Raw genomic sequence first — 21455 nt, forward strand, 5'->3', positions numbered from 1 at the left:
TCCCCAACCCCTTCCCCCCGGGGAAGGGGCTTGCCATCCACAATCGCCTGCGCGTCCTCATAGGCTATGTTGTGCGCGATGCGGACGAGGGCGCGGGTGAAGCGGAAACTGCTCACCTTGCCGTCTGCGTTGATGTGCAGATGGCAGGCCATCGCCGCGCGGTCCTCGCCCTCCTTGAGCGAGCACACGTCGGCCGAGAGAACCTCGGGCAGCATCGGTACAACCCGGTCGGGAAAATAGACCGAATTGCCACGCTTCCTCGCCTCGCGGTCGAGGGCGGAGCCCGGGCGCACGTAGAAGCTGACGTCGGCGATGGCGACCACAGCGTTGAACCCGCCCTGCCCGTCGGGTTCGGCCCAGATCGCGTCGTCATGGTCGCGCGCGTCGGCCGGGTCGATAGCGACGATCGGCAGGTGCCGCAGGTCTTCGCGCGCCTTGTCGGAAAGCTTGAGCTTGGCGGCGCGCGGGGCTTCCTCGAGTACCTCATCGGGGAAGATGTGCGGGATGCCGTGCTTGGCGATGGCGATCAGGCTGAAGCTCTTCGGCGCGAGCGGATCGCCCACCACCTCGATCACCTTCACGCCCGCACGCTCCGAGCGCCCCACGCGCTCGGCAATCACCAGCTGGCCTTCCTCGGCCTCGCCGCGATCGGCGATGGGGGTGGATTGGCGCACCCGCTTGTCGACGGGGGCGAGCCAGGCCTTGCCGGTCTTGTCGATCTCGACGATACCCATCAGGCCCTCGGTGCGCGCGGGGAGTTTTTTCATGGGATGCGCGATCCACGCGCCGCTTGTGGTCTCCTCGGTGCGGGCGAGGATGCGGTCGCCGCGCTTGAGGGCAGGCGGTCGCTTGGCCCCGCGCATCTTGGGTTCCCGCACCACGAGGCGCGGCGGCTTGCCGGGGGCCTCGGGGTCCCAATTGTCGGGCTCGGCGATCAGCTCGCCGTCATCCACATCGACGATCCTGAGTGTGGTGACCTTGGGCACCCCGCCCATGCGGTGGAAGGCGCTTTTGCTGCCGTCGATCAGTCCCTCTTCAGCCATGTCCTTGAGCAGGGCCTTCAGCTTGATCTTCTCCTGCCCCTTCAGCCCGAAGGCCTTGGCGATCTCGCGCTTGCCCGCGGGAATGTCGGAGGACTGGATGAAGTCGAGCACCTGCTGGCGGCTCGGCATTCCCTGGGGGAGCTTGGGAGGTTTGGGCATGGGAAGGCTCCTAACCCATCAATCTCGTCATTGCGACCCCGGCCTTGAGCCGGGGAAGCAATCCATGGAGAGGCTTTGGCCGCAGCTGCGAGGCCGGATCATGGATTGCCGCGGCCCTGACGGGCCTCGCAATGACGAAGGTTACTCCTTCGCCACCGGCTCGAAGGCCCCGCCGGGAACCGCGCTGGAGACGGGAGAGCAATAGAAGTCGGAATCGCGGATAGCGCAGGCCGCAGCGCCGAACAGCCAATCGTCCCCACGCTCGGGCATCACGAGCTTGACCGCCTCCTGATCGGATACCAACGGGATGAGGGCGGCAAATGATTCCGGTCCGCGCACTGGCCACCGGGGTTCGTCAGTCGGGCGTCTCACAATGTCTATCGCCTCGCTGCCGGGCGAAGGTCGCACCGTGATTTCCGTATCCACCCGCACCGCCGCGTCCACCGTCACCTTCGGCGGCATCGGTGCCCGGGCGAGCGCATCGAGCGCCCGCACGTTCAGCTTCGTCACCCCGGCGAGATAGGCGAAGTCCATCTCGTCGATGGTGTCGCCGTAGAACACGCCGTTCTCGGTGCGCAGGTCCTGGTGCTGGTGGTCGTAATCCTCCACGCCGACGGAGAAGCGGATCGCGGGGTAGCCCTTCTGGAGGAACGGCACCTGATCCCCGCCCCGCCCCATGCGGTCCGTGCGCCAGATCTGGCGGACTTGCAGCCCGTCGGGGTGCTTCTCCGCCAGCCCCGCCACCCAGCGTGAGAGGTTGCGAGAGGGCGTGTCGTTCTCGCCGCCGAACCGCGTCTGCGCTGCCCGAAGCCGGTCGGTGAGATCGGCGCGCGGGCCTTCGGAGAAGACGCGCACCACCTTCGGCTCGCAATAGCCGTCCGAGCCGCAGGAATTGCCGACGATGTCGTTGTTGAGCACCGCCTTGACCGTGAAGCCCTGCGCCTCGGCCCAGTTCGCCAGAATCTGCCCGCCGTGGAGCCCCTGCTCCTCGCCCGAAAGCAGCGCGTAGATGATGGTGGTGGGGTATTTGGTGCCGCTCAGCACCCGCGCCGCCTCGATCACCAGTGCGGTGCCGGAGCCGTCGTCATTGGCGCCGGGGGCGTCGGAGGTCGCATCCATCACGTCGGTGACGCGGCTGTCGATATGGCCCTGCACGATCACGACCTCGTTCGGGCGCTCGCTGCCGCGCTGGATGGCGACCGCGTTGCGCACCAGCGTGGGCGTGGGGATGCGCGGGCCGGTGACCGTCTCGCCGACGGGCAGCACTTCGAGGCACCCGCCGCATTGCGCACCGATGCGGCGGAACTCTTCCAGCCCCCAATCGACCGCCGCACCGATCCCGCGCTTGGGATCGGTCTGCGAGGACAGGGTGTGGCGCGTGCCGAAGCTGACGAGCTTCGCGACGTCCTTCTCCAGCCTTTCGGCGGAGACGTTGTCGGCGGGGTGGGTCTGGGCGGTGAGCGGGGCGGCTACGAGGGCGGCGAGCAGGAGGGCACGTTTCAACATGCCCCCTGTCTGCCCGCCCCTGCCGGGCGGTGCAAGCCTAGTAAGCGCGCGCCACCAGAATGCGCTCGACGGCCGGTTCGCCGGTGAAGATGCAGGAACCGCCCGCAGGCTCCGCCCCGCGCGGTACGTTGCGGATGGTGAGCTTTTGCGCCTTCAGCCTTTCGACCACGGCATCGAGCGCCGCGCCGGTGGGCTTGGCCCACTCGACCTCGACCCAGCCGGGATACTTCCCGCCCTTCTCGAAGTGATCGACCACCGCCTGCCACTCGGTGACGCCGCGGGTGATGTTGGCATCCCGCCGCTTGCGGGCTTCTTCGTAGAGGCCCTGCTGGATCGCTTCGAGCACCGAGCCCGCCTCGGCGACGAACGCGGCGTGCGCGGGATAGGTGAAGGCGGGCTTGCCGTTGGCCTCGTTCCAGAGCTGGTCGCGGCGCAGGACGGCGATCTTGCCCTCGGCCATGTCGCGCGGGCCGACCTCGATGATGACGGGCGCGCCCTTTCTCACCCAGTCCCAGCGCTTGGCCGCGGCCTTGCCGGGCTTCACGTCGAGCAGCACCCGCACCCGCTCGCCGAGCGCCACCTGCGCGGCGAGCGCGGCGCGGACGGTTTCGCAATAGGCGATCAGCTCGGCGTCCTCCGGGGCCTCGCGCAGCATCGGGATGATGACGATCTGCTGCGGCGCGATCGCAGGCGGCACGCGCAGCCCGTCATCGTCGCCGTGGGTCATGATCACCCCGCCGATGAGGCGCGTCGACACGCCCCAGCTGGTGGTGTGGCAGAACTGCTGCGTGCCCTCGCGATCCTGAAACTGGATACCCGCGGCATGGGCGAAGTTGGTGCCGAGATAGTGCGAGGTGCCCGCTTGCAGAGCCTTGCCGTCCTGCATCATCGCCTCGATCGACCAGGTCTCGACCGCGCCGGGGAAACGCTCGTTCTCGGGCTTCTCGCCCGCGATGACGGGGAGCGCGAGATCGTCCTCGGCGCAGGCGCGATACATTTCCAGCGCGCGGTGCGTCTCGGCGAGCGCATCTTCGCGCGTTTCGTGCGCGGTGTGGCCCTCCTGCCAGAGGAATTCGCTGGTGCGCAGGAACATCCGCGTGCGCATCTCCCAGCGCACCACATTGGCCCACTGGTTGGTGAGCAGCGGCAGATCGCGCCACGACTGCACCCAGCGCGCCATCGCATCGCCGATGATCGTTTCCGAGGTCGGGCGCACCACCAGCGGCTCTTCGAGCTTCGCCTCGGGATCGGGGATCAGCCCGCCCTTCCCGTCCGCAATCAGGCGGTGGTGGGTGACCACCGCCATCTCCTTGGCAAAGCCCTCGACGTGCTCGGCCTCGCGGGTGAAATTGGCGAGCGGGATGAACAGCGGGAAGTAGCAGTTCTGCACCCCCGCCGCCTTGATCCGGTCGTCCATCAGGCGCTGGATGCGCTCCCAGATGCCGTAGCCCCAGGGCTTGATCACCATGCAGCCGCGCACCCCCGATTCCTCGGCGAGGTCGGCGGCGGAGATGACCTCCTGGTACCACTTGGCAAAGTCGTCTGCGCGCGTGACGGTGAGCGCGTGGCGGATCTGGGACACGGGGAATTCTTCCTGCTTGAACGGATGCGGCTGTTACCGCTGGCGCCGGGGCGCTAGGCGCTATTTGCCGAGTTCGTCCAGCTTCTTTTGCATCGCTGCCATCTGTTCGCGCAGCACGGCGATCTCGCTCTGGGTGTCGGCGGCGGGCTTGGCGGCAGGCTTGTCCTTGCCCTTGCCGAGCCCCGGCATGAAGGCATCGGCCGCGGCGCGCATCATCGCCATGTTGGTCTCGTGGATCGCGGCGAAGGGCGTCGCGCTGATGCCCTTCTCGAAGGCCTCGCGGATCTTCGACTGGTTCTCGCGGAAATTGGCCATGCTGGCCTCGAGATAGGACGGCATCAGCGCCTGCATCGAATTGCCGTACATGCCGATCAGCTGCCTGAGGAAGCTCACCGGGAGCATCTGCTGCCCGCCGCTGGCCTCTTCATCCATGATGATCTGCGTCAGGATCGAGTGGGTGATGTCATCCCCGGTCTTGGCGTCGAGCACCTGGAACTCGACATTCTCGCGCACCATCCGGGCGAGGTCTTCCAGCGTGATGTAGCTCGAGGACGCCGTATTGTAGAGCCGCCGGTTGGCGTATTTCTTGATGATGATGGCATCGCCGGCCTCGCCGGATGCTGCCGCTTTCGTCCTGACCATTGCTGAGAGACCCCGCGTTATCCTATCTTTCGATAGGGCACCTTAGCACCTGCACTAGCTGCGGTGCAACAACAACGCGGCGCAGCCTCATCGCGGCCTGAGGCGCGGGCCGATGGTGGTGAGGAGTTCATATGCCGAAAGAGCGCTTTGCTGCGCAGCATCGGCGATGTTCCATGGCACATCGAGCCAGTCTCCGGCGGCAAGATCGGGCGCGGCGGCGAGATCGACCACCACCATGTCCATCGAGACCTTGCCGAGGATTGGCAGCGCCCGGCCCTGATGGTGCAGCGCATTGCCCGGCCCGCGCGCGCGCAGGAAGCCGTCGGCATAGCCGATCGAGACAGTGCCCACCCGCATGTGGGTGGGCGCGATGAAGGTCGCGTTGTAGCCCACGCCCTCGCCCGGCGCGAGGTTGCGGGTCTGGAGCAGCTGTGCCTGAACCTGTGCGACGGGTCGAATGTGCCCGGCGAGCTCCTCACGCGGCACCCCGCCATAGAGCGCCAGGCCGGGGCGCGTGAGATCGAAGGCGAAGGCCTCGCCCAGCGCGATCCCGGCGCTGTTGGCCAGGCTCAGGCGCTGGTGCGCGATCGCCTCGGCCGCCTCGCCGAGCAGCTCGGCCTGCATCCGGTTCATCGCGGTGCGCTCGTCCGCGCTGGCGAGATGGCTCATCAGGATGTCGACATCGAGTGCACCGAGCGCCGGATCGCCCGCTTCGGCGAGCGCGATCCCGAGACGGTTGATCCCGGTGTCGATCATCAGGTGGCAGCGCCCGCCCCCGGTTGCGGTCCACAGCTGCGCCTGTTCGAGCGAGTTGATCACCGGCACCGCGCCGGTGGCCCGGGCGTAGGCGCAGTCTGCCTCGGTGAGCACGCCGTGGAGCACCGCGACCTGATCGCCGGGGACATGCCTGATGACGCCCGCGACCTCGCTCCAGTGCGCGACGAAAAAGGTGCGGCACCCCGTATCGCGCAAGGTCGGCACGCAGGTGTCCACGCCGAGCCCGTAAGCATCGGCCTTCACCGCCGCGCCCGCACTCGCCGCACCCGAGAGCGCATCGAGCGCGCGCCAGTTGGCGGCGAGCGCCTCGGTATCGACCGTCAGCCGCAAGGTCGGCGGTGGCGGGGCGACAGGCTCAGTCATCGGCGAAATCTCTCGGCGGGCCGTCCGGGAGGCCCCACCACGCTACCGCCACCCCGAAAGCGACCACGGCCCAGGTGTACCACAGTCCCGCATAGACATCGCCGGTGCTCGCCACGATGTAGGTCGCGATCAGCGGCAGGAAGCCGCCGAGATAGCCCGCGCCGATATGGTAGGGGATCGACATCGAGGAATAGCGGATCTGCGGCGGGAACATTTCCGAGAGCAGCGCCGCCACGGAGCCATAGGTCAGCGCCGACAGCAGCCCCAGTGCCAGCAGCAGCGCCACGATCCCGATGATGTTGACGAAGGGCGGCACCTGCTTGGCAAAGCTGTAGCCGCGCGCCTCGAGGAAGCTCTGCACCGCGGCGCGCTGGGCTTGCGGGGGCGTCACCGCCAGATCGAGCCGCTCGGTGCCGACCGTGATCGCCACGCCCTCGCCCGCCGCGACCGTATAGGGCACGCCGAGCGCGGTCAGATCCTGCAGCAGCCGTCCGCAAGGAGTGGCCTGTTCCTCGGCGAAGGCATCGAAGTTGCACTGCGTGCCGATCACCGCCACCGGTGCCTCGGCCGCCGCCTGCCGCAAGCCCGGATTGGCGAGCGCGCCCAGGCCCCAGAAGATCGGGAACAGCAGCACCAGGCTCGCCAGCGCGCCGACGATGATCGGCTTCTTGCGCCCCACCCGGTCCGACCAGCGCCCGACGAAGACGTAGAAGCTCATCGCCACCAGCCCGGAGAGGAGCAGGACGAGGTTCACCACCTGGTCGTCCATCCGCATCGGGCCCTTGAGGAACGACATTCCCGAGAAGAAGGCGGTGTACCAGATCGTCGTCAGCACCCCGGTGATCCCGAAAAGCGCGACGAAGATGCGCTTCTTGTTGCCGGGATAGGTGAAGCTCTCGAGGAAGGGATTGCCGGACATCTCGCCCGCCTCCTTCATCGCCTGGAACACCGGGCTCTCGGACAGCTTGAGCCGCATCCACAGCGAAATGCCGAGCAGGATGAGCGAGAGCAGGAAGGGCACGCGCCAGCCCCAGGCCTTGAACGCCTCGGGCGGGATCAGCAGCTGGCAGGCGAGCACGACGACGATGCTGAGCACGAAGCCGCCGACCACGCTCGCCTGGATGAAGCTGGTGTAGAAGCCGCGCTTTTCGGGCGGGGCGTGCTCGGCGACGTAGACCGCCGCACCGCCATATTCGCCGCCGAGCGCGAGCCCCTGCAGGATGCGCAGGAACAGCACAATCAGCGGCGCGGCAAGGCCGATCGAATCCGCGGTCGGCACGAGGCCGACCCCCGCTGTCGCGACCCCCATCAGGGTCACGGTGACGAGGAAGGTGTACTTGCGCCCCAGCCGGTCGCCCAGAAAGCCGAACAGGATTGCCCCCAGCGGGCGAAAGCCGAAGCCCACGGCGAACCCGGCCCACACCAGCAGCACCTCGAGCGTGGCGTTGTCCGAGGGGAAGAAGGCCGCGCCGATCAGGGCGGCGAGCGTGCCGTAGATGAAGAAATCGTACCACTCGAAGATCGTGCCCGCCGATGATGCCCCGATCACCAGGCGGATTTCGCTCTCGCTCGGCTCGCGTTGGCTGAGCGCCTGCGCCTCTCCCATCTTGTCCCGATCCCCTATAGTCGCCATGCGGCTGCGATCTCTCTCGGCCTTCGTCCCTAGCGAGTGCCTGCCGCTTGCGAAAGCGCCGTGCGGGCTGCCGTCCACGGCAATAGCAGCGCGCCGTGGCGGCCCGGATGATCGCGCGCGGGGACGAGCGCTTCGATGCCCGGCCAGTCGGGCAGCGCGCCCTGCCCGGCGAGCCATTGCTCCAGAGCCCCGGCGGCTTGATCGACGGCGCCGGGATCGCGGCCCGCCGCGCCCTGCGCCAGGAGCGCGGCCGAGGCCTGTCCGATGGCGCAGGCGCTGACCTGCATCCCGATCCGGGCGATGCGCGCGTCCGCGTCCAGCGCAAGGCCGAGCGCGATCACGCTGCCGCAACTGCGCGAGCGTGCCTCGGCCCGCAGGGGCAGGTCATCGGCCAGGGGAAACTCCGCCAGCCCCGTCGCCAGCCCCAGCAGCGCGGGCGAATAGAGCCTCGCCGCAGCCCGCGCCGTCACCGCTGCCGCTTCTTGAACCGGGCGGCGGCGGCCGCACGCGCTTCCTCCTCGCCGCGCAGACGCTCACGCCGGATCGCGATCGCGGGGATCAGCTGGCGCGAGAAGGCGTCGGCCGCGGCATAGGTGCGCGCTGAGGTGATCCATTGCGGCCGACCGGAGAAGCCCCAGCTCTCGTCGAACCCGGTCACCAGCATGGCAAAGGCGAACACCGCAATCAGCGCGCCCTTGACCGCGCCGAAGCCGAAGCCCAGCACCCGGTCGATGGGGCCGAGGACCGCGCCGTCCGATGCGCCGCTGGCATTGCCGATGATGACCTTCATCGCGGCATAGGGGATCAGCAGCAGCAGCGTGAAGGCGAACAGCGAGACCGCCGGTTCGGCGCGGTAGAAGTTCTTGAGGCCCTCGGTCAGCGCGGGGTGCATGAAGTGCAGCGCCATCGCGGCCATGATCCACGCGGCGAGGCTGAGTACTTCCTGCACGAGACCGCGCACGAAGCCGCCGATCGCGGCGATCGTGACGATGATGGCGATGATGATGTCGAGCACGGCCATGGCGCGCCACGATTATGCGTTGCCCATCACCTGGTCAACGACGTTCGCAAGTGCGGCAAGACCGCGGTAATCGGCGCCGCGCTCCGCGCTCGCTGCGCCCGCGGGGCCGTAGCAGCGCGCGAAGCCCAGCTTGGCCGCCTCGCGCAGGCGCAGCGGGGCGTGAGCGACGGGGCGGATCTCGCCGGCAAGGCTGACCTCGCCGAACCACGCGGTCTTGTCGGGCAGCGCCCGGTCGGCGAGCGCGGAGACCAGCGCCGCGGCAACCGCGAGGTCGGCAGCAGGATCGGTCAACCGGTAGCCTCCGGCGATGTTGAGATAGACCTCGGCCGATGAGAAATTAAACCCGCAGCGCGATTCCAGCACCGCGAGCAGCATGGCGAGCCGCCCACTGTCCCACCCCACAACCGCCCGGCGCGGGGTCGCGCCCGATTGCAGGCGGACGATCAGCGCCTGGATCTCGACCAGCACCGGGCGCGTGCCCTCGAGCGCCGGGAACACCGCGCTCCCGGCAAGCGGCGTCTCGCGGCCCGAGAGGAACAGGAGCGAGGGATTGGCGACCTCCTCGAGGCCCTCGCTGGCCATGGCGAAGACCCCGATCTCGTCGACCGCGCCGAAGCGGTTCTTGAGCGCGCGCAGGATGCGATACTGGTGCGAGCGTTCGCCCTCGAAGCTCATCACCACATCGACCATGTGTTCGAGCACGCGCGGGCCGGCGATCGTCCCGTCCTTGGTGACATGCCCGACCAGCACCAGCGCGCAGCCGCTCTCCTTGGCGTAGCGGATCAGTTCCAGCGCGCAGCCGCGCACCTGCGAGACGGTGCCGGGCGCGCCTTCGATGGTGTCGGAATGCATGGTCTGGATCGAATCGATCACCAGCAGCGCGGGCGGCGGACCCATGCCGAGGGTGGTCAGAATATCGCGCACCGAGGTTTCCGAGGCGAGCCGGATCGGCGCATCGGCCACCCCCATGCGCGCGGCGCGCAGGCGCACCTGCCCCGCCGCTTCCTCGCCGCTCACGTAAACGACGTCATTGCCCCCGCGCGCAATGGTGGCGGCGCATTGCAGCAGCAGGGTCGACTTGCCGATGCCAGGATCTCCGCCGAGCAGCACCGCCGAGCCGGGCACCAGCCCGCCGCCGAGCGCGCGGTCGAACTCGGCAAGACCGGTCGATTTCCTCACCGGCAGCCTGGTGGGCGCATTGAGCGGCTCGAACGCCACCGACCGCCCGCCGCTCGACAGATCGTGCTTCTGCGAGAATACCGTCGCGGGCACATCCTCGATCAGCGTGTTCCACTGCCCGCAATCGGCGCATTGCCCCTGCCAGCGGTGCGAGACCGAGCCGCATTCCTGACACACAAAACGGCGCTTCGCTTTTGCCATAAGTCATGCCCCATAACGAGAACAGATGACGAACGCAATTGCATTGCCGAGGTAATGCACGTTAGGAAGCCGGGATGCGCCAGAAGGAACTGCGCCTTGCTCTCGTGTGCTACGGCGGGGTCAGCCTTGCTGTCTACATGCACGGCATCACCAAGGAGGTCTGGCACCTCGCCCGCGCGAGCCGAGCCTTCCATCATCCGGGGGTGGCCCGGCTCGAGGGCGTGGCGGCGGCCTATCGCGATTTCCTCAAGACGATCGAGCGCGACCACGGCTTGCAGATCCGCGTGCTGCCCGACATCCTGACCGGCGCGAGCGCGGGCGGGATCAACGCGGTGTTTCTCGCGCAGGCGATCCACGCCGGGCACAGCCTTGAGCCGCTGACCGACCTGTGGCTCGCCAATGCCGACGTCAGCGAGCTCACCGACCCCGAGGCCGAGCCGATGTGGCGCTACGCCAAGTTCTGGGCACAGCCGATCGCCGAATGGTTCCTCTCGCGCCCGGGCAATGCGGTGAGCGCGACCGTCTCGCCCGAAACCCGCGCCGAAGTGCGCGCCAAAGTCTCGAAACTGGTTCGCGGGCGGTGGTTCAGCCCGCCCTTTTCGGGCGCGAAGTTCTCGGCCATGCTGTTCGAGGCCTTCATGAAGATGGCGGCCGAAGGCGACCGCATCCCGCTGCTGCCGATCGGCTATCCGATCGATCTTGCGGTGACCGTCACCGATTTCCGCGGCCACCCCGAAACGCTGCGGCTGAACTCGCCCGCGCAGGTCGAGGAGACCGAGCACCGCCTGCCGATCAATTTTCGCGCGCGGGTGGGCGACAACGACTGCGCCCCGCTCGCCGATCCGCTCGAGCTGGTGCTCGCCGCGCGCGCGACCGCGAGTTTTCCGGGCGCCTTTCCGCCGCTCACCATGGCCGAGATCGACGCCCTCGCTGAGGCCGAGGGGCATGCCTGGACAAGCCGTGCGGCCTTCCTCCAGCGCGTGATGCCCAGCCATGTCGAACGCGGCACGGTGGGCGAGGTCGCGCTGATCGACGGGGCGGTGCTGGTCAATGCGCCCTTCGGCGCCGCGCTGTCCGCGCTATACGGACGGCCCGCCCAGCGCGAGGTCGACCGGCGCTTCGTCTATCTCGACCCGCGGCCCGAAGGCGCCGCGCCCACCCCGGCGATGCGCGCGCGCGCGGTCGGCTTCTTCGGTGCGATCTTCGGCTCGCTCTCGACGATCCCGCGCGAACAGCCGATCCGCGACGATCTCGAACGCATCGAGCACCAGTCACGCGACGCGGCGCGGCTGAAGCGGATCGTGCTCGAGCTTCAGGGCGACATCGACCGAGCGGTGGAAAAGCTGTTCGGCTACACCTTCCTGCTGGGTCGCCCCACTCCCAAGCGCCTCGCGGCCTGGCGCGCCAAGGCGCAGCAGGCCGCGGCCGAGCGCGCGGGCTATGCCTTCGGGGCCTATGCGCTGGTGAAGTTCGATGCGATCCTCGACCAGCTCGCCCGGCTGACGCTGAAGGCCGCCGGGCAGCCGCTGGGTGATCCCATGCCGCTGGTCCATGCCCTGCGTGGCGAGCTCGAGGCGCGCGGACTGGGCACGCTCACCGACGTGGGCGGCGGCGCGACGCAGGGCGCTATCGCCTTCTTCCGCGCGCACGACACCGGCTTTCGCATCCGCCGCTTGCAGCTCCTCGCCCGCAAGCTCGCGCGCGATTGGCAGGTCGATGGGGGTTTGGCCGAGGACGCGCTCGACCGGGCGCGTGACCGGATTTACGAGATCCTCGCGATCTACCTGCGCGCCGACGAGGATGTGCAGCACGTCGCCCGCTTCCGCGAGCTTGCCGCCACCGCCTTGCAGCATCCCGGCGCGGTGCTCGATTTCCTCGCCACCCAGCGCCTGCTCCCGGCGACCGACCTTGCCGCCGAAGAGATGCTGATCGATGCGCTCGAGGACATGCCCGGGGAGCTGAAGCGGCGGATGCTGCTGACCTATCTCGGCTTCCCGTTCTACGATGTCGCCACCCTCCCACTCTCGCGGCGCGAGGGGCTCGACGAGTTCAACCCGGTCAAGATCGACCGTATCTCGCCCGACGATGCGCTCTCGATCCGCGAGGGCGGGACGGCGGCGACGCTGCGGGGCATCGAGTTCTACAATTTCGGCGCCTTCTTCAGCCGCGATTATCGCGAGAACGATTACCTGTGGGGGCGGCTGCACGGGGCGGAGCGGATGATCGACCTGCTCGCCTCGACCGTTACGGGGGGCATGTCGCGCGAAGCTTTGCGAGAGGGCAAGCGCGCGGCCTTCCTCGCGGTGCTCGACGAGGAGGAGATCGCGGGGCGCTGCCAACGCGGGCTGGTCGAGCAGATCAGGGCCGAGGTGCGCGAGCGGCTCGGCTAGGCCAGCGGCGCGAAGAACAGCAGCATCACCAGACGCGAATCCTCCGGCGTCGTGCCGAAGCCGGGGGCGGCGTTGTGAAACTGCCAGGGCGAGAACAGCAGCAGCCGGTTGAAGCGCGCGGGAATGCGCAGCGTGCGCTCCCACCTGGCAGGGAGCGTCGTGTCCTTGTTGACCACATCCTCCACCAGCGCGTCGACGTCGCTGTAACCGCTTGCAGCGATCTTCGCCGGGTCTTGCGGCACGGCTTCGAGCCCCGTGCGCTTGTGGCGGAAGAAATCGGTGCCGCCTGCATCCGGCCTGGCGCAATCCTCGGGGCGCGAGAGGTAGAGAATGCCCGAATAGGCCGCGGGGTCGATATGCACCCCGCTCCTGCCCTTGGCGCCCTTGCTTGTCAGGCGGCAATGCCCGTGCTGCGTCCCCGGTGCAGGCCCGAGCTTGACGCCCAGCAGCCGCGAGACCGCTGCATCGATCCCCTCTGTCGCCAGCGGGGCGGAGGAATTGAGGCCCGGGAAATTCCCGTGCTGCCGCGCCGGATCATAGTCCAGCCCCAGCGCCGCGCGGCGCGCCGCCCACGGGTCCTTGAGGAAATCGTCGACGATCAGGAGCGAGGGAAGCATCCGCCCCCTCAGCCCCCGAAGGCGTCCTTGAGCTTGGCGAAGAAGCTGCGGCTTTCGGGGCATTCGTCGCCGGTCTCGGTGGCCTTGAACTCCTCGAGGATTTCCTTCTGGCGGCGCGAGAGCCTCGTGGGGGTCTCGACCACGATCTCGACCACCATGTCGCCCCGCCCACGACCTTGCAGCACCGGCATCCCGGCGCCGCGAATGCGCAGCTGCTTGCCCGACTGGATGCCGACCGGAATCTCGAGCCGGTTGGTCGAGCCGTCGAGATCGGGAATCTCGACGCAGCCCCCGAGCGCCGCGGTGGTGAAGCTCACCGGCACGCGGGTCGCAAGCGTCGTCCCCTCGCGCTCGAACACGGGGTGCGGCTTGACGTGGAGGAAGATGTAGAGATCGCCCGGAGGCGCGCCGCGCTGGCCGGCCTCGCCCTTGCCCGACAGGCGGATGCGGGTGCCGGTGTCGACGCCTGCGGGAATATCGACCTTGAGGGTCTGCGCCTTGTCGACCCGGCCCTCGCCGCGGCACACGCGGCAGGGGTTCTCGATCACCGTGCCGCGGCCGTTGCAGGTGGGGCACGGGCGCTCGATCACGAACAGCCCCTGCTTGGCGCGCACGCTCCCCATGCCGTGGCACAGGTTGCACTGGCGTTCGGAGGTGCCGGGCGTCGCGCCGCTGCCGTCGCAGGTGTCGCAGCCTTGCGAGACTTCGATCTCGATCTCGGTCGACTTGCCGGTGAAGGCTTCCTCGAGGCTGACCTGCATGTCGTAGCGCAGGTCCGCGCCGCGCCGGGTCTGCTGGCGCTGCGCGCCGCCGCCGCCGAAGGCGCTGCCGAAGATCGTCTCGAAAATGTCGCCGATATCGGCAAATCCGTCCGCGCCGCGACCGCCAAAAGGCCCGCCCCCAAAACCACTGGCGCCGCCGTTCATGCCCTGCGTGAAGGCCTCGTGGCCATAACGGTCATAGGCCGCGCGCTTCTGCGGGTCCTTGAGGCAATCATAGGCCTCGTTGATCGCCTTGAACTTCGCTTCGGCGCTGGCATCGCCCGGATTGCGGTCCGGGTGGAACTTCATCGCGAGCTTGCGGTAGGCGCTCTTCAGGGTCGCCCCGTCGCAATCGCGGGTGACTTCGAGCGTGGCGTAATAATCGGTCTGGGCGCTGGACATGTGTCTGACTTAATCCCCGTCACCACCGCCCGTGCCCGCGCCGGATGCGTGATCCGGGCGCGAGCGGCGGGACAATGGGTTGCATCGGGGCCTTAGCCCTTCTTGTCTTCGTCGACCTCGGAGAACTCGGCGTCGACAACGTCTTCGGCCGGAGCTTCTTCAGCGGCAGCAGCCTCGCCCTCGGGGCCGGAGGCCGCTTGCGCTTCATAGATCTGCTGGCCCATCTTCATCGCCGCCTGGGTCAGCGCCTGCGCCTTGGCATTGATGTCGTCGGCATCGCCGCCCTCGAGCGCGGTCTTCACGGCAGCGATCGCCGCTTCGACATCACCCTTGGTGCCGGCGTCGATCTTGGCGCCGTGCTCTTCGAGCTGCTTTTCGGTCGCGTGGACGAGGCTGTCGGCCTGGTTGCGCGCTTCCGCGGCGGCTCGGCGCTTCTTGTCCTCTTCGGCAAACTTCTCGGCGTCCTTCACCATCTGGTCGATGTCAGCGTCGCTGAGACCGCCCGAGGCCTGGATCTTGATCGTCTGCTCCTTGCCGGTGCCCTTGTCCTTCGCCGCCACCGAGACGATGCCGTTGGCATCGATGTCGAAGGTGACTTCGATCTGCGGCACGCCGCGGGGGGCCGGCGGGATGCCGATCAGGTCGAAATTGCCGAGCAGCTTGTTGTCCGCCGCCATCTCGCGCTCGCCCTGGTAGACCTTGATCGTCACCGCGTTCTGGTTGTCCTCGGCGGTCGAGTAGGTCTGGGTCTTCTTGGTCGGGATGGTGGTGTTGCGGTCGATCATGCGGGTGAACACGCCGCCAAGGGTTTCAATCCCGAGGCTGAGCGGGGTCACGTCGAGCAGCAGCACGTCCTTGACGTCACCCTGCAGCACGCCCGCCTGGATCGCCGCGCCCATGGCGACGACTTCGTCCGGGTTGACGCCGGTGTGCGGCTTGGCGCCGAAGAAGGCTTCGACGACTTCGCGCACCTTGGGCATGCGGGTCATGCCGCCCACGAGGATCACCTCGTCGACCTGATCCTTGCCGATGCCGGCATCGGCCAGCGCCTTCTTGCACGGCTCGAGCGTGCGCTGGATCAGCCCGTCGACCATCTTCTCGAGGTCGGCGCGGGTGATCGTCTCCACGAGGTGCAGCGGGGTGGTGCTGCCGCCTTCCATGCGCGCGGTGATGAAGGGCAGGTTGATTTCGGTCGACGCAGCGCTCGACAGCTCGATCTTGGCCTTCTCAGCCGCCTCCTTGAGGCGCTGGAGCGCGAGCTTGTCGGTCTTGAGGTCCATCGATTCCTTCTTCTTGAAGGAGTCCGCCAGGAACTCGACGATCGCATTGTCGAAGTCCTCGCCGCCGAGGAAGGTGTCGCCGTTGGTCGACTTCACCTCGAACACGCCGTCACCGATCTCGAGGATCGAGACGTCGAAGGTGCCGCCGCCAAGGTCGTAGACGGCGATGGTCTTGCCGTCTTCCTTGTCCATTCCGTAGGCGAGTGCCGCGGCGGTCGGCTCGTTGATGATACGCAGCACTTCGAGGCCGGCGATCTGGCCGGCGTCCTTGGTCGCCTGACGCTGGGCGTCGTTGAAATAGGCGGGCACGGTGATCACGGCCTGGGTGACGGTCTCGCCGAGGTAGCTCTCGGCGGTTTCCTTCATCTTCTGGAGGATGAAGGCCGAAACCTGCGAGGGGCTGTAATCCTCGCCGCCTGCGTTGACCCACGCGTCGCCGTTCTTGCCCTTGGTGATCTTGTAGGGAACCAGACCCATGTCCTTCTTGGTCAGCGGGTCCTCGAACCGGCGGCCGATCAGGCGCTTGATCGCGAAGAGGGTGTTGTCGGGGTTGGTGACCGCCTGGCGCTTGGCCGGCTGACCGATGAGGCGCTGGCCATCCTTGGTGAAGGCGACGATCGAGGGCGTGGTGCGCGCGCCTTCCGAATTCTCGATGACCTTGGGCTTGCCGCCGTCCATGACAGCGACGCAGGAGTTGGTAGTGCCAAGGTCGATACCGATTACTTTACCCATTGTTTCCCCATCCATAAGGACAATTGTTGGACACCGCTGCCGTCGGCTTCCCGTCACGCGGCAAAGCACCTTGGCGGCTCGTTTGTGACGGCGATATAGGTGTGCTTTCGCTTGGCACAAGAGAGCCGCCCTTCTAGATTTGGGGCCATCCACATGGGAGACATCTGCGTGAAATCTGTCCTGCGTGCCGCCTCGGCGGTGCTGGCGCTGGCCGCCCTTCCTGCCCTTGCCGCCTGCGCGCCCGAGGCCGATGCGCCGCCGGTCGAGGCGGCCAGCGGCGTGGCGGGCGCCGGGCTCACCGTAAGCAACGCGCGCCTCGTCCTGCCTCCGGTCGCGGGCAACCCGGCTGCGGTCTATTTCGACCTTTCCTACAGCGGCGCGCCCGGCGTATCGCTCGAAAGCGTCACCGTCGAGGGCGCGGGGATGACCATGATCCACGACTATGCCGAAAGCGGCGGCAAGATGCAGATGGTGATGACCGATTCGGTGCCCTTGAGCGCAGCCGCTCCGGTCAGCTTCGCGCCGGGCGGGCTTCACGTGATGGCAATGGAGCCGGGCGGCGCGTTAACCCCGGGAAGTACCGCCAAGCTCACGCTCGCGCTGTCCGATGGCACCAGCATAACCGTCGATGCGCCGGTGCGCGCCGCCGGGGACGAGCGCTGAGCAGCGCGCCGACCGTCAGCGAGGGAGCCCCGCTACCCGCCTGTCCGGTTGGCGGTGAACGTCCGCTGACGCCGGCCGAAGTTGCGCTCGCCCGTTCGGTGTTCGGCGACGCGATCGACTATGGCCCCGTCACGGTGATCCGCCGCAAGTTCTTCCCGCTGCAACCCAAGGCCGTGACGATGGCGCCGATGGGCAGTCTCCACTTCCACCCCGCCGCGCCGCATTACTGCGACGATTTCGCCGCCGCCTCGCTCGCGAAGCAGGGCCACTTCATCCACGAGATGACGCATGTGTGGCAGACGCAGACCCTCGGCCGCTGGCACCTCGTGCTGCGCCGCCACCCGTGGTGCCGCTATGATTACGCGCTGAAGCCGGGCTGGAAGCTCGCGCAATACGGGCTCGAGCAGCAGGCTGAGATCGTGCGCCACGCCTTCCTGCTGGGGCAGGGCCAGGCGGTCGCGGGCGCGCCGCCGCTGGCGACCTTCGAGACGATCCTGCCCTTCGGCAGCGCCTAGTTGGGGCAGCGCACCGTGTATTCGCGCCCGTCGCGGTCGACGCGGTAGCATTCGCCGCTGTCGCGCTTCTTGATCAGCGTGCCGCCGGCGCCGCCAACCGCCGCGCCGACCGCTGCGCCCGTGCCGATGTCGCCGCCGGTGACAGCGCCGACCGCCGCACCCGCCGCAGCGCCAACGCCCGCGCCTTCGACGGCGTAATTGTCGGCACAGGCACCGAGCGAGAGTGCGGCGGCAGCGCCGAGAAGGATCGAGGAAAGGCGATAGGTCATGGGTCTCTCCGGGGCATGGGGATGTTACCGGAGCCTACCGGAGAGACCGCTGCAATGTTCCTCGGCTCGCCGCGCTGGGAGGGTCATACGACGCTCACGCGGCCGGGAGCGATCAGTCCGGCGCCTTCGCCACCGCGACCATCGCCGCGCGCAGCAGGCGGTCCTTGATCATCCACCCGGCCTGCATCTCCGAGACGATCGTGCCCGGCTCGTGATCGGCCGAGGGCACTTCGACCATCGCCTGGTGCTGGTTCGGGTCGAGCGGCAGGCCCACTGCGGCAATGCGGGTGATGCCGTTGCCGGCGAAGACCTTCTCCAGCTCGCGCTGGGTCGCCTCGAGCCCGGTCACGAGACCCTTCATGCTCTCGTCATCGCGCAGCGACTGCGGGATGGCGTCGATCGCGCGCGCGAGGTTGTCGGCGACCGACAGGATGTCGCGCGCAAAGCCCGTCGCGGCATAGGCGCGCGCCTCGTCCTTCTCGCGCTCGAGCCGGCGGCGCACGTTCTGGGTCTCGGCCTGGGCGTAGAGCACTTCCTGCCTCGCCGCCGCGAGATCGCGCTTCAGCGATTCGAGCACCTCGGAGTCCTCATCGCTGCCTTCGCGCAGGTGTTCGGGCACACCCTTCAATTCGTCTTCCGCCGCCTGATCCAGCGGCGTGTCGTTCTCGGTCATGTCGTGTGGCTTTCCATTCAAGCGATCAGCTTGCCCAGCGATCGGGCGGTGAGGTCCACCATGGGGACAACCCGCGCATAATTCAACCGCGTGGGGCCGATGACACCGAGCACGCCGACCACCCGCCCCTCGCGATCGCGATAGGGCGAGGCGATCACGCTGGAGCCCGAGAGCGCGAAGAGGCGGTTCTCGCTGCCGATGAAAATCCGTGTCGCATCGGCTTCGCGCGCCGAATCGAGAAGCTGCGCGACCGACTGCTTGTTCTCGAGGTCTTCGAGCAGCATCCGCACCCGCTCGATATCGCCCAGGGCGGCGTCATCGAGCAGGTTCGCCGCGCCGCGCACGATCAGCACCGGCCGCGCGGCGGCGTCCTGGCTCCAGACGGCAAGCCCCCGCTCGACCAGATCGCGCGAGGCATCGTCGAGCTGGGACTGGCCGGCGCTGATCTCCGCCCGCATGGCAAGGGCCGCCTCGGCCAGGGTGCGGCCGGCGAGGCGGGCGGTGATGTAGTTCGATGCGCGGTCGAAGGCCCCGGGGTTCAAGGCGCCGCCGAGGGTCAGCACGCGGTTCTCGACCCCGCCGTCCTCGCCCACCAGCACCGCAAGCGCGCGGCCCTGCCCGAGATCGACGAGGCTGAACTGGGCCAGCTTCTGCTCGCGCGGGGCGACCAGCACCATTCCTGCCGCGCCCGACAGGTCGGAGAGGATCGCACTCGCCTGCTTCAGCGCCGCTTCCAGAGGCCCCGCCTCAGCCAGCCGCGCCTCGATCGCGGCCTGCTCCTCGCGCGTGGGCTCGGCAACCCGCATCATCCCGTCAACGAAGATCCTGAGCCCAGCATCGGTCGGCATCCGCCCCGCGCTGGTGTGCGGCGCGGCGAGCAGGCCGGCGGTTTCAAGGTCCGCTAGCACAGAGCGGATCGAGGCAGGCGACAGGTTCAGCGTGCCGTCTGCCGCCAGCGTCTTGGAGCCGACCGGCTGCCCGCTGGCGATATATTCCTCGACCACGCGCTGGAAGATGTCGCGCGCGCGCTGGGTCATCTCGGTGACGGGGAGCGATGTCATGGGGGCAATCTTAGTCTTTGCGCTTGCCGCGACAAGTGGGCCGAGCCTAAGGGCGCCAAGCCTCAAACGGAGTTTTCCATGCGCCCTTCAGGACGCGCGCCCGACGAAATGCGCGCCATCACGATCGAGACCGGCTTCACCAAGCACGCGGAAGGCTCGTGCCTGATCGGCTTCGGCGACACCAAGGTGCTTTGCACCGCCAGCGTCGAGAAGGGCGTGCCGCCGTGGATGCGGGGCAAGGGCGAAGGCTGGGTGACGGGCGAGTACTCGATGCTCCCGCGCGCCACCCACACCCGCGGCGCGCGCGAGGCAGCCAAGGGCAAGCAGTCGGGCCGCACGCAGGAAATCCAGCGGCTTATCGGTCGGAGCTTGCGCGCCGTGGTAGACCTCCAGAAGCTCGGCGAGCGGCAGATCACTCTCGATTGCGATGTCATCCAAGCCGATGGCGGCACCCGCACCGCCTCGATTTCGGGCGCGTGGATCGCGCTGCGTCTGGCCATCAACGGGCTGATGGCCTCGGGCGAGATCAAGCATGATCCGATCACCGCGCAGGTCGCGGGGATTTCCTGCGGCATCTTCAAGGGCACCCCGGTGCTCGACCTCGATTACGACGAGGACTCCAACGCCGAGGCCGACGGCAATTTCGTGCTCCTGTCGGGCGGCAAGATCGCCGAGGTTCAGGCCACCGCAGAGGGCGCGACCTATGACGAGGAAGCGCTCCTGCGCCTCCTGCGCCTCGCCCGCATCGGCTGCGACCGGATCTTTGCGGCGCAATTGGACGCGGTAAAGTGATCCCCAATTCTTCTCGGCGCCTCGGTTCGGGCAGCCTCGTGATTGCCACGCATAATGCGGGCAAGCTCAAGGAAATCTCGGCGCTGCTCGATCCCTACGGCGTGCGCTGCATCTCCGCCGGATCGCTCGGCCTGCCCGAGCCGCCAGAGACCGGCACCACCTTCGCGCAGAACGCCCTCATCAAAGCGCGCTCGGCGGCGGAGGCTTCGGGGCTGGCGGCGCTCGCCGACGACAGCGGCCTCAGCGTCGCGGCGCTCGATGGCCGCCCCGGCGTCTACACCGCCGACTGGGCCGAGCGGCAGTGGTTCGAGGGCGCTCCCGGGCGCGACTGGTACATGGCGATGGGCAAGGTCGAGGGGATGCTCGCGGAGAAGGGATCGGACGTGGACCGCTCCGCTGCCTTCCACTGCGTCCTCGCGATCGCCTGGCCCGATGGCGAACACGCGATCTATGAGGGGCGCTGCGACGGTGCACTCACCTGGCCGCCACGCGGGCAAATGGGCTTCGGCTATGACCCGGTGTTCGTGCCGACGGGCAGTGCGCTGACCTTCGCCGAGATCGCCCCCGAGGAAAAGCACGCCGTCAGCCACCGCGCCGACGCTTTTGCCAAACTCGTCGCCGCGCAATTCGGCGCCTAATTCAGCGCCGCGTCAGGTGACGGCCGGGATCGAGCCGGTAGCCCATCACGTTGCCCGCCGGCCAGTATCGGCACACCAGCACCTCGTGCTTGGCATTGAGCGCGCTGGCGCAGCCGACTTCCTGCGTGTCGGGCCAGATGATCTGGGTGTAGTGGCCGACATCGCTCCACCGTCCGGTGCGCGAGACATCGGGGAAGACGCCGGGGCGGAAGGCGGCGCGCTCGGCGAGGAAGCCGTCGATCATCTGCCACGGGGCATAGCGCTCGCGCGTGCCCATCCACAGGTTCTCGCCCTGCCCAACCCGCAGGAGGTCGGGCGAATGGTGGAAGGCACGGCGCGATGCGAGATCCTCGGCCCAGTTGCGGGCATCGCGCCGCAGGTCATGGTTCCAGCGCAGCGGCGGCAGGCCGACTGCGGCGCGCGCCTCGTTGTGTTCGGAGAGCCATTCCTGCTCGGCCGGGAACAGCGGGCGCTGGCCATCGCGGGCGTCTTGCGGCAGGGCGGGCGCGGCTGCCATAAGCAGCACCGCGCCGCAGAGGCGGGTAGCCAGGGTCAT

21 protein-coding genes are annotated in these 21455 nt (G+C 68.2%); 5 read left to right on the forward strand and 16 right to left on the reverse strand.

Features of this window, described 5'->3' with window-relative positions; all coding sequences use genetic code 11:
* The 9 genes from AX692_RS01615 to radA form a co-directional block, all read right to left on the reverse strand.
* Positions 1 to 1202, reverse strand: a 1202-nt coding sequence (locus AX692_RS01615) for an RNB domain-containing ribonuclease (protein ID WP_230961025.1), incomplete at its 3' end; no start/stop codon positions are given.
* 141 nt (positions 1203 to 1343) lie between these two features.
* A complete protein-coding gene (locus tag AX692_RS01620) occupies positions 1344 to 2708 on the reverse strand; it encodes a M28 family peptidase (RefSeq protein ID WP_196489977.1) in 1365 nt (454 codons plus the stop codon).
* Positions 2709 to 2745: 37 nt separating this feature from the next.
* Positions 2746 to 4290 carry an aminoacyl--tRNA ligase-related protein gene (locus AX692_RS01625; RefSeq protein WP_073974288.1) on the reverse strand — a complete coding sequence of 515 codons (1545 nt, stop codon included), beginning with the start codon at positions 4288 to 4290 and terminating at the stop codon, positions 2746 to 2748.
* 60 nt (positions 4291 to 4350) lie between these two features.
* The gene (gene phaR / locus AX692_RS01630; RefSeq protein WP_073974287.1) at positions 4351 to 4932 is read right to left on the reverse strand and encodes a polyhydroxyalkanoate synthesis repressor PhaR; all 582 of its coding nucleotides are present in this window, start codon (positions 4930 to 4932) and stop codon (positions 4351 to 4353) included.
* 87 nt (positions 4933 to 5019) lie between these two features.
* Complete coding sequence (gene alr / locus AX692_RS01635) at positions 5020 to 6072, reverse strand: alanine racemase (RefSeq protein ID WP_073974286.1); 1053 nt, start codon at positions 6070 to 6072, stop codon at positions 5020 to 5022.
* Entirely contained in the window at positions 6065 to 7705 is a 1641-nt protein-coding gene (locus AX692_RS01640) for an MFS transporter (protein ID WP_419470499.1), read from the reverse strand. Before AX692_RS01640 ends, alr begins: the two co-directional genes overlap by 8 nt.
* A 29-nt stretch (positions 7706 to 7734) precedes the next feature.
* On the reverse strand, positions 7735 to 8175 hold the full coding sequence (locus AX692_RS01645) for an iron-sulfur cluster assembly scaffold protein (RefSeq protein ID WP_196489976.1): 441 nt from the start codon (positions 8173 to 8175) through the stop codon (positions 7735 to 7737).
* Positions 8172 to 8726 carry a CvpA family protein gene (locus AX692_RS01650; RefSeq protein WP_073974284.1) on the reverse strand — a complete coding sequence of 185 codons (555 nt, stop codon included), beginning with the start codon at positions 8724 to 8726 and terminating at the stop codon, positions 8172 to 8174. The genes AX692_RS01645 and AX692_RS01650 overlap by 4 nt, the downstream gene beginning before the upstream one ends.
* Before the next feature lie 12 nt (positions 8727 to 8738).
* The gene (radA, locus tag AX692_RS01655; RefSeq protein WP_073974283.1) at positions 8739 to 10106 is read right to left on the reverse strand and encodes a DNA repair protein RadA; all 1368 of its coding nucleotides are present in this window, start codon (positions 10104 to 10106) and stop codon (positions 8739 to 8741) included.
* A 74-nt stretch (positions 10107 to 10180) separates the two neighbouring features.
* Between radA and AX692_RS01660 the strand changes: the two genes are divergently transcribed.
* A complete protein-coding gene (locus AX692_RS01660) occupies positions 10181 to 12496 on the forward strand; it encodes a patatin-like protein (RefSeq protein ID WP_073974282.1) in 2316 nt (771 codons plus the stop codon).
* Here the strand turns inward: AX692_RS01660 and AX692_RS01665 are convergent.
* From AX692_RS01665 to dnaK, 3 genes are all read right to left on the reverse strand, one after another.
* On the reverse strand, positions 12493 to 13113 hold the full coding sequence (locus AX692_RS01665) for a DUF6445 family protein (RefSeq protein WP_073974281.1): 621 nt from the start codon (positions 13111 to 13113) through the stop codon (positions 12493 to 12495). The two genes, AX692_RS01660 and AX692_RS01665, sit on opposite strands and share 4 nt — an antisense overlap.
* Before the next feature lie 8 nt (positions 13114 to 13121).
* The gene (gene dnaJ, locus AX692_RS01670; protein ID WP_073974280.1) at positions 13122 to 14276 is read right to left on the reverse strand and encodes a molecular chaperone DnaJ; all 1155 of its coding nucleotides are present in this window, start codon (positions 14274 to 14276) and stop codon (positions 13122 to 13124) included.
* A 92-nt stretch (positions 14277 to 14368) separates the two neighbouring features.
* On the reverse strand, positions 14369 to 16288 hold the full coding sequence (dnaK, locus tag AX692_RS01675; RefSeq protein ID WP_073974279.1) for a molecular chaperone DnaK: 1920 nt from the start codon (positions 16286 to 16288) through the stop codon (positions 14369 to 14371).
* Between the two features lie 168 nt (positions 16289 to 16456).
* Between dnaK and AX692_RS01680 the strand changes: the two genes are divergently transcribed.
* Both AX692_RS01680 and AX692_RS01685 read left to right on the forward strand, forming a co-directional pair.
* Positions 16457 to 16951: a copper chaperone PCu(A)C gene (locus AX692_RS01680; protein ID WP_196489975.1), complete on the forward strand. Its 495-nt coding sequence runs from the start codon at positions 16457 to 16459 to the stop codon at positions 16949 to 16951.
* Between the two features lie 98 nt (positions 16952 to 17049).
* Entirely contained in the window at positions 17050 to 17466 is a 417-nt protein-coding gene (locus tag AX692_RS01685) for a vgr related protein (protein ID WP_230959657.1), read from the forward strand.
* On the opposite strand, the gene AX692_RS01690 is transcribed toward AX692_RS01685, so the two are convergent.
* The 3 genes from AX692_RS01690 to hrcA all read right to left on the reverse strand — a co-directional run bounded on the left by AX692_RS01690 (position 17463) and on the right by hrcA (position 19469).
* Entirely contained in the window at positions 17463 to 17735 is a 273-nt protein-coding gene (locus AX692_RS01690) for a glycine zipper family protein (RefSeq protein ID WP_073974276.1), read from the reverse strand. The genes AX692_RS01685 and AX692_RS01690 overlap by 4 nt on opposite strands.
* Positions 17736 to 17847: 112 nt before the next feature.
* Positions 17848 to 18408 (reverse strand): nucleotide exchange factor GrpE, encoded by a 561-nt coding sequence (locus AX692_RS01695; protein ID WP_073974275.1) that lies wholly within the window; start codon positions 18406 to 18408, stop codon positions 17848 to 17850.
* A 17-nt stretch (positions 18409 to 18425) separates the two neighbouring features.
* Positions 18426 to 19469, reverse strand: a complete 1044-nt coding sequence (gene hrcA, locus AX692_RS01700; RefSeq protein ID WP_073974274.1) for a heat-inducible transcriptional repressor HrcA — start codon at positions 19467 to 19469, stop codon at positions 18426 to 18428.
* Between the two features lie 78 nt (positions 19470 to 19547).
* Here hrcA and rph point away from each other — a divergent pair, with 78 nt between their 5' ends.
* Both rph and rdgB read left to right on the forward strand, forming a co-directional pair.
* Complete coding sequence (gene rph / locus AX692_RS01705) at positions 19548 to 20261, forward strand: ribonuclease PH (protein ID WP_073974273.1); 714 nt, start codon at positions 19548 to 19550, stop codon at positions 20259 to 20261.
* Complete coding sequence (gene rdgB, locus AX692_RS01710) at positions 20258 to 20899, forward strand: RdgB/HAM1 family non-canonical purine NTP pyrophosphatase (RefSeq protein WP_230959656.1); 642 nt, start codon at positions 20258 to 20260, stop codon at positions 20897 to 20899. Before rph ends, rdgB begins: the two co-directional genes overlap by 4 nt.
* 1 nt (position 20900) lies before the next feature.
* On the opposite strand, the gene AX692_RS01715 is transcribed toward rdgB, so the two are convergent.
* Positions 20901 to 21455 carry a CAP domain-containing protein gene (locus AX692_RS01715; protein WP_073974272.1) on the reverse strand — a complete coding sequence of 185 codons (555 nt, stop codon included), beginning with the start codon at positions 21453 to 21455 and terminating at the stop codon, positions 20901 to 20903.

Source organism: Erythrobacter donghaensis, assembly GCF_001557325.1.
Taxonomy (GTDB): Bacteria; Pseudomonadota; Alphaproteobacteria; order Sphingomonadales; family Sphingomonadaceae; genus Erythrobacter; species Erythrobacter donghaensis_B.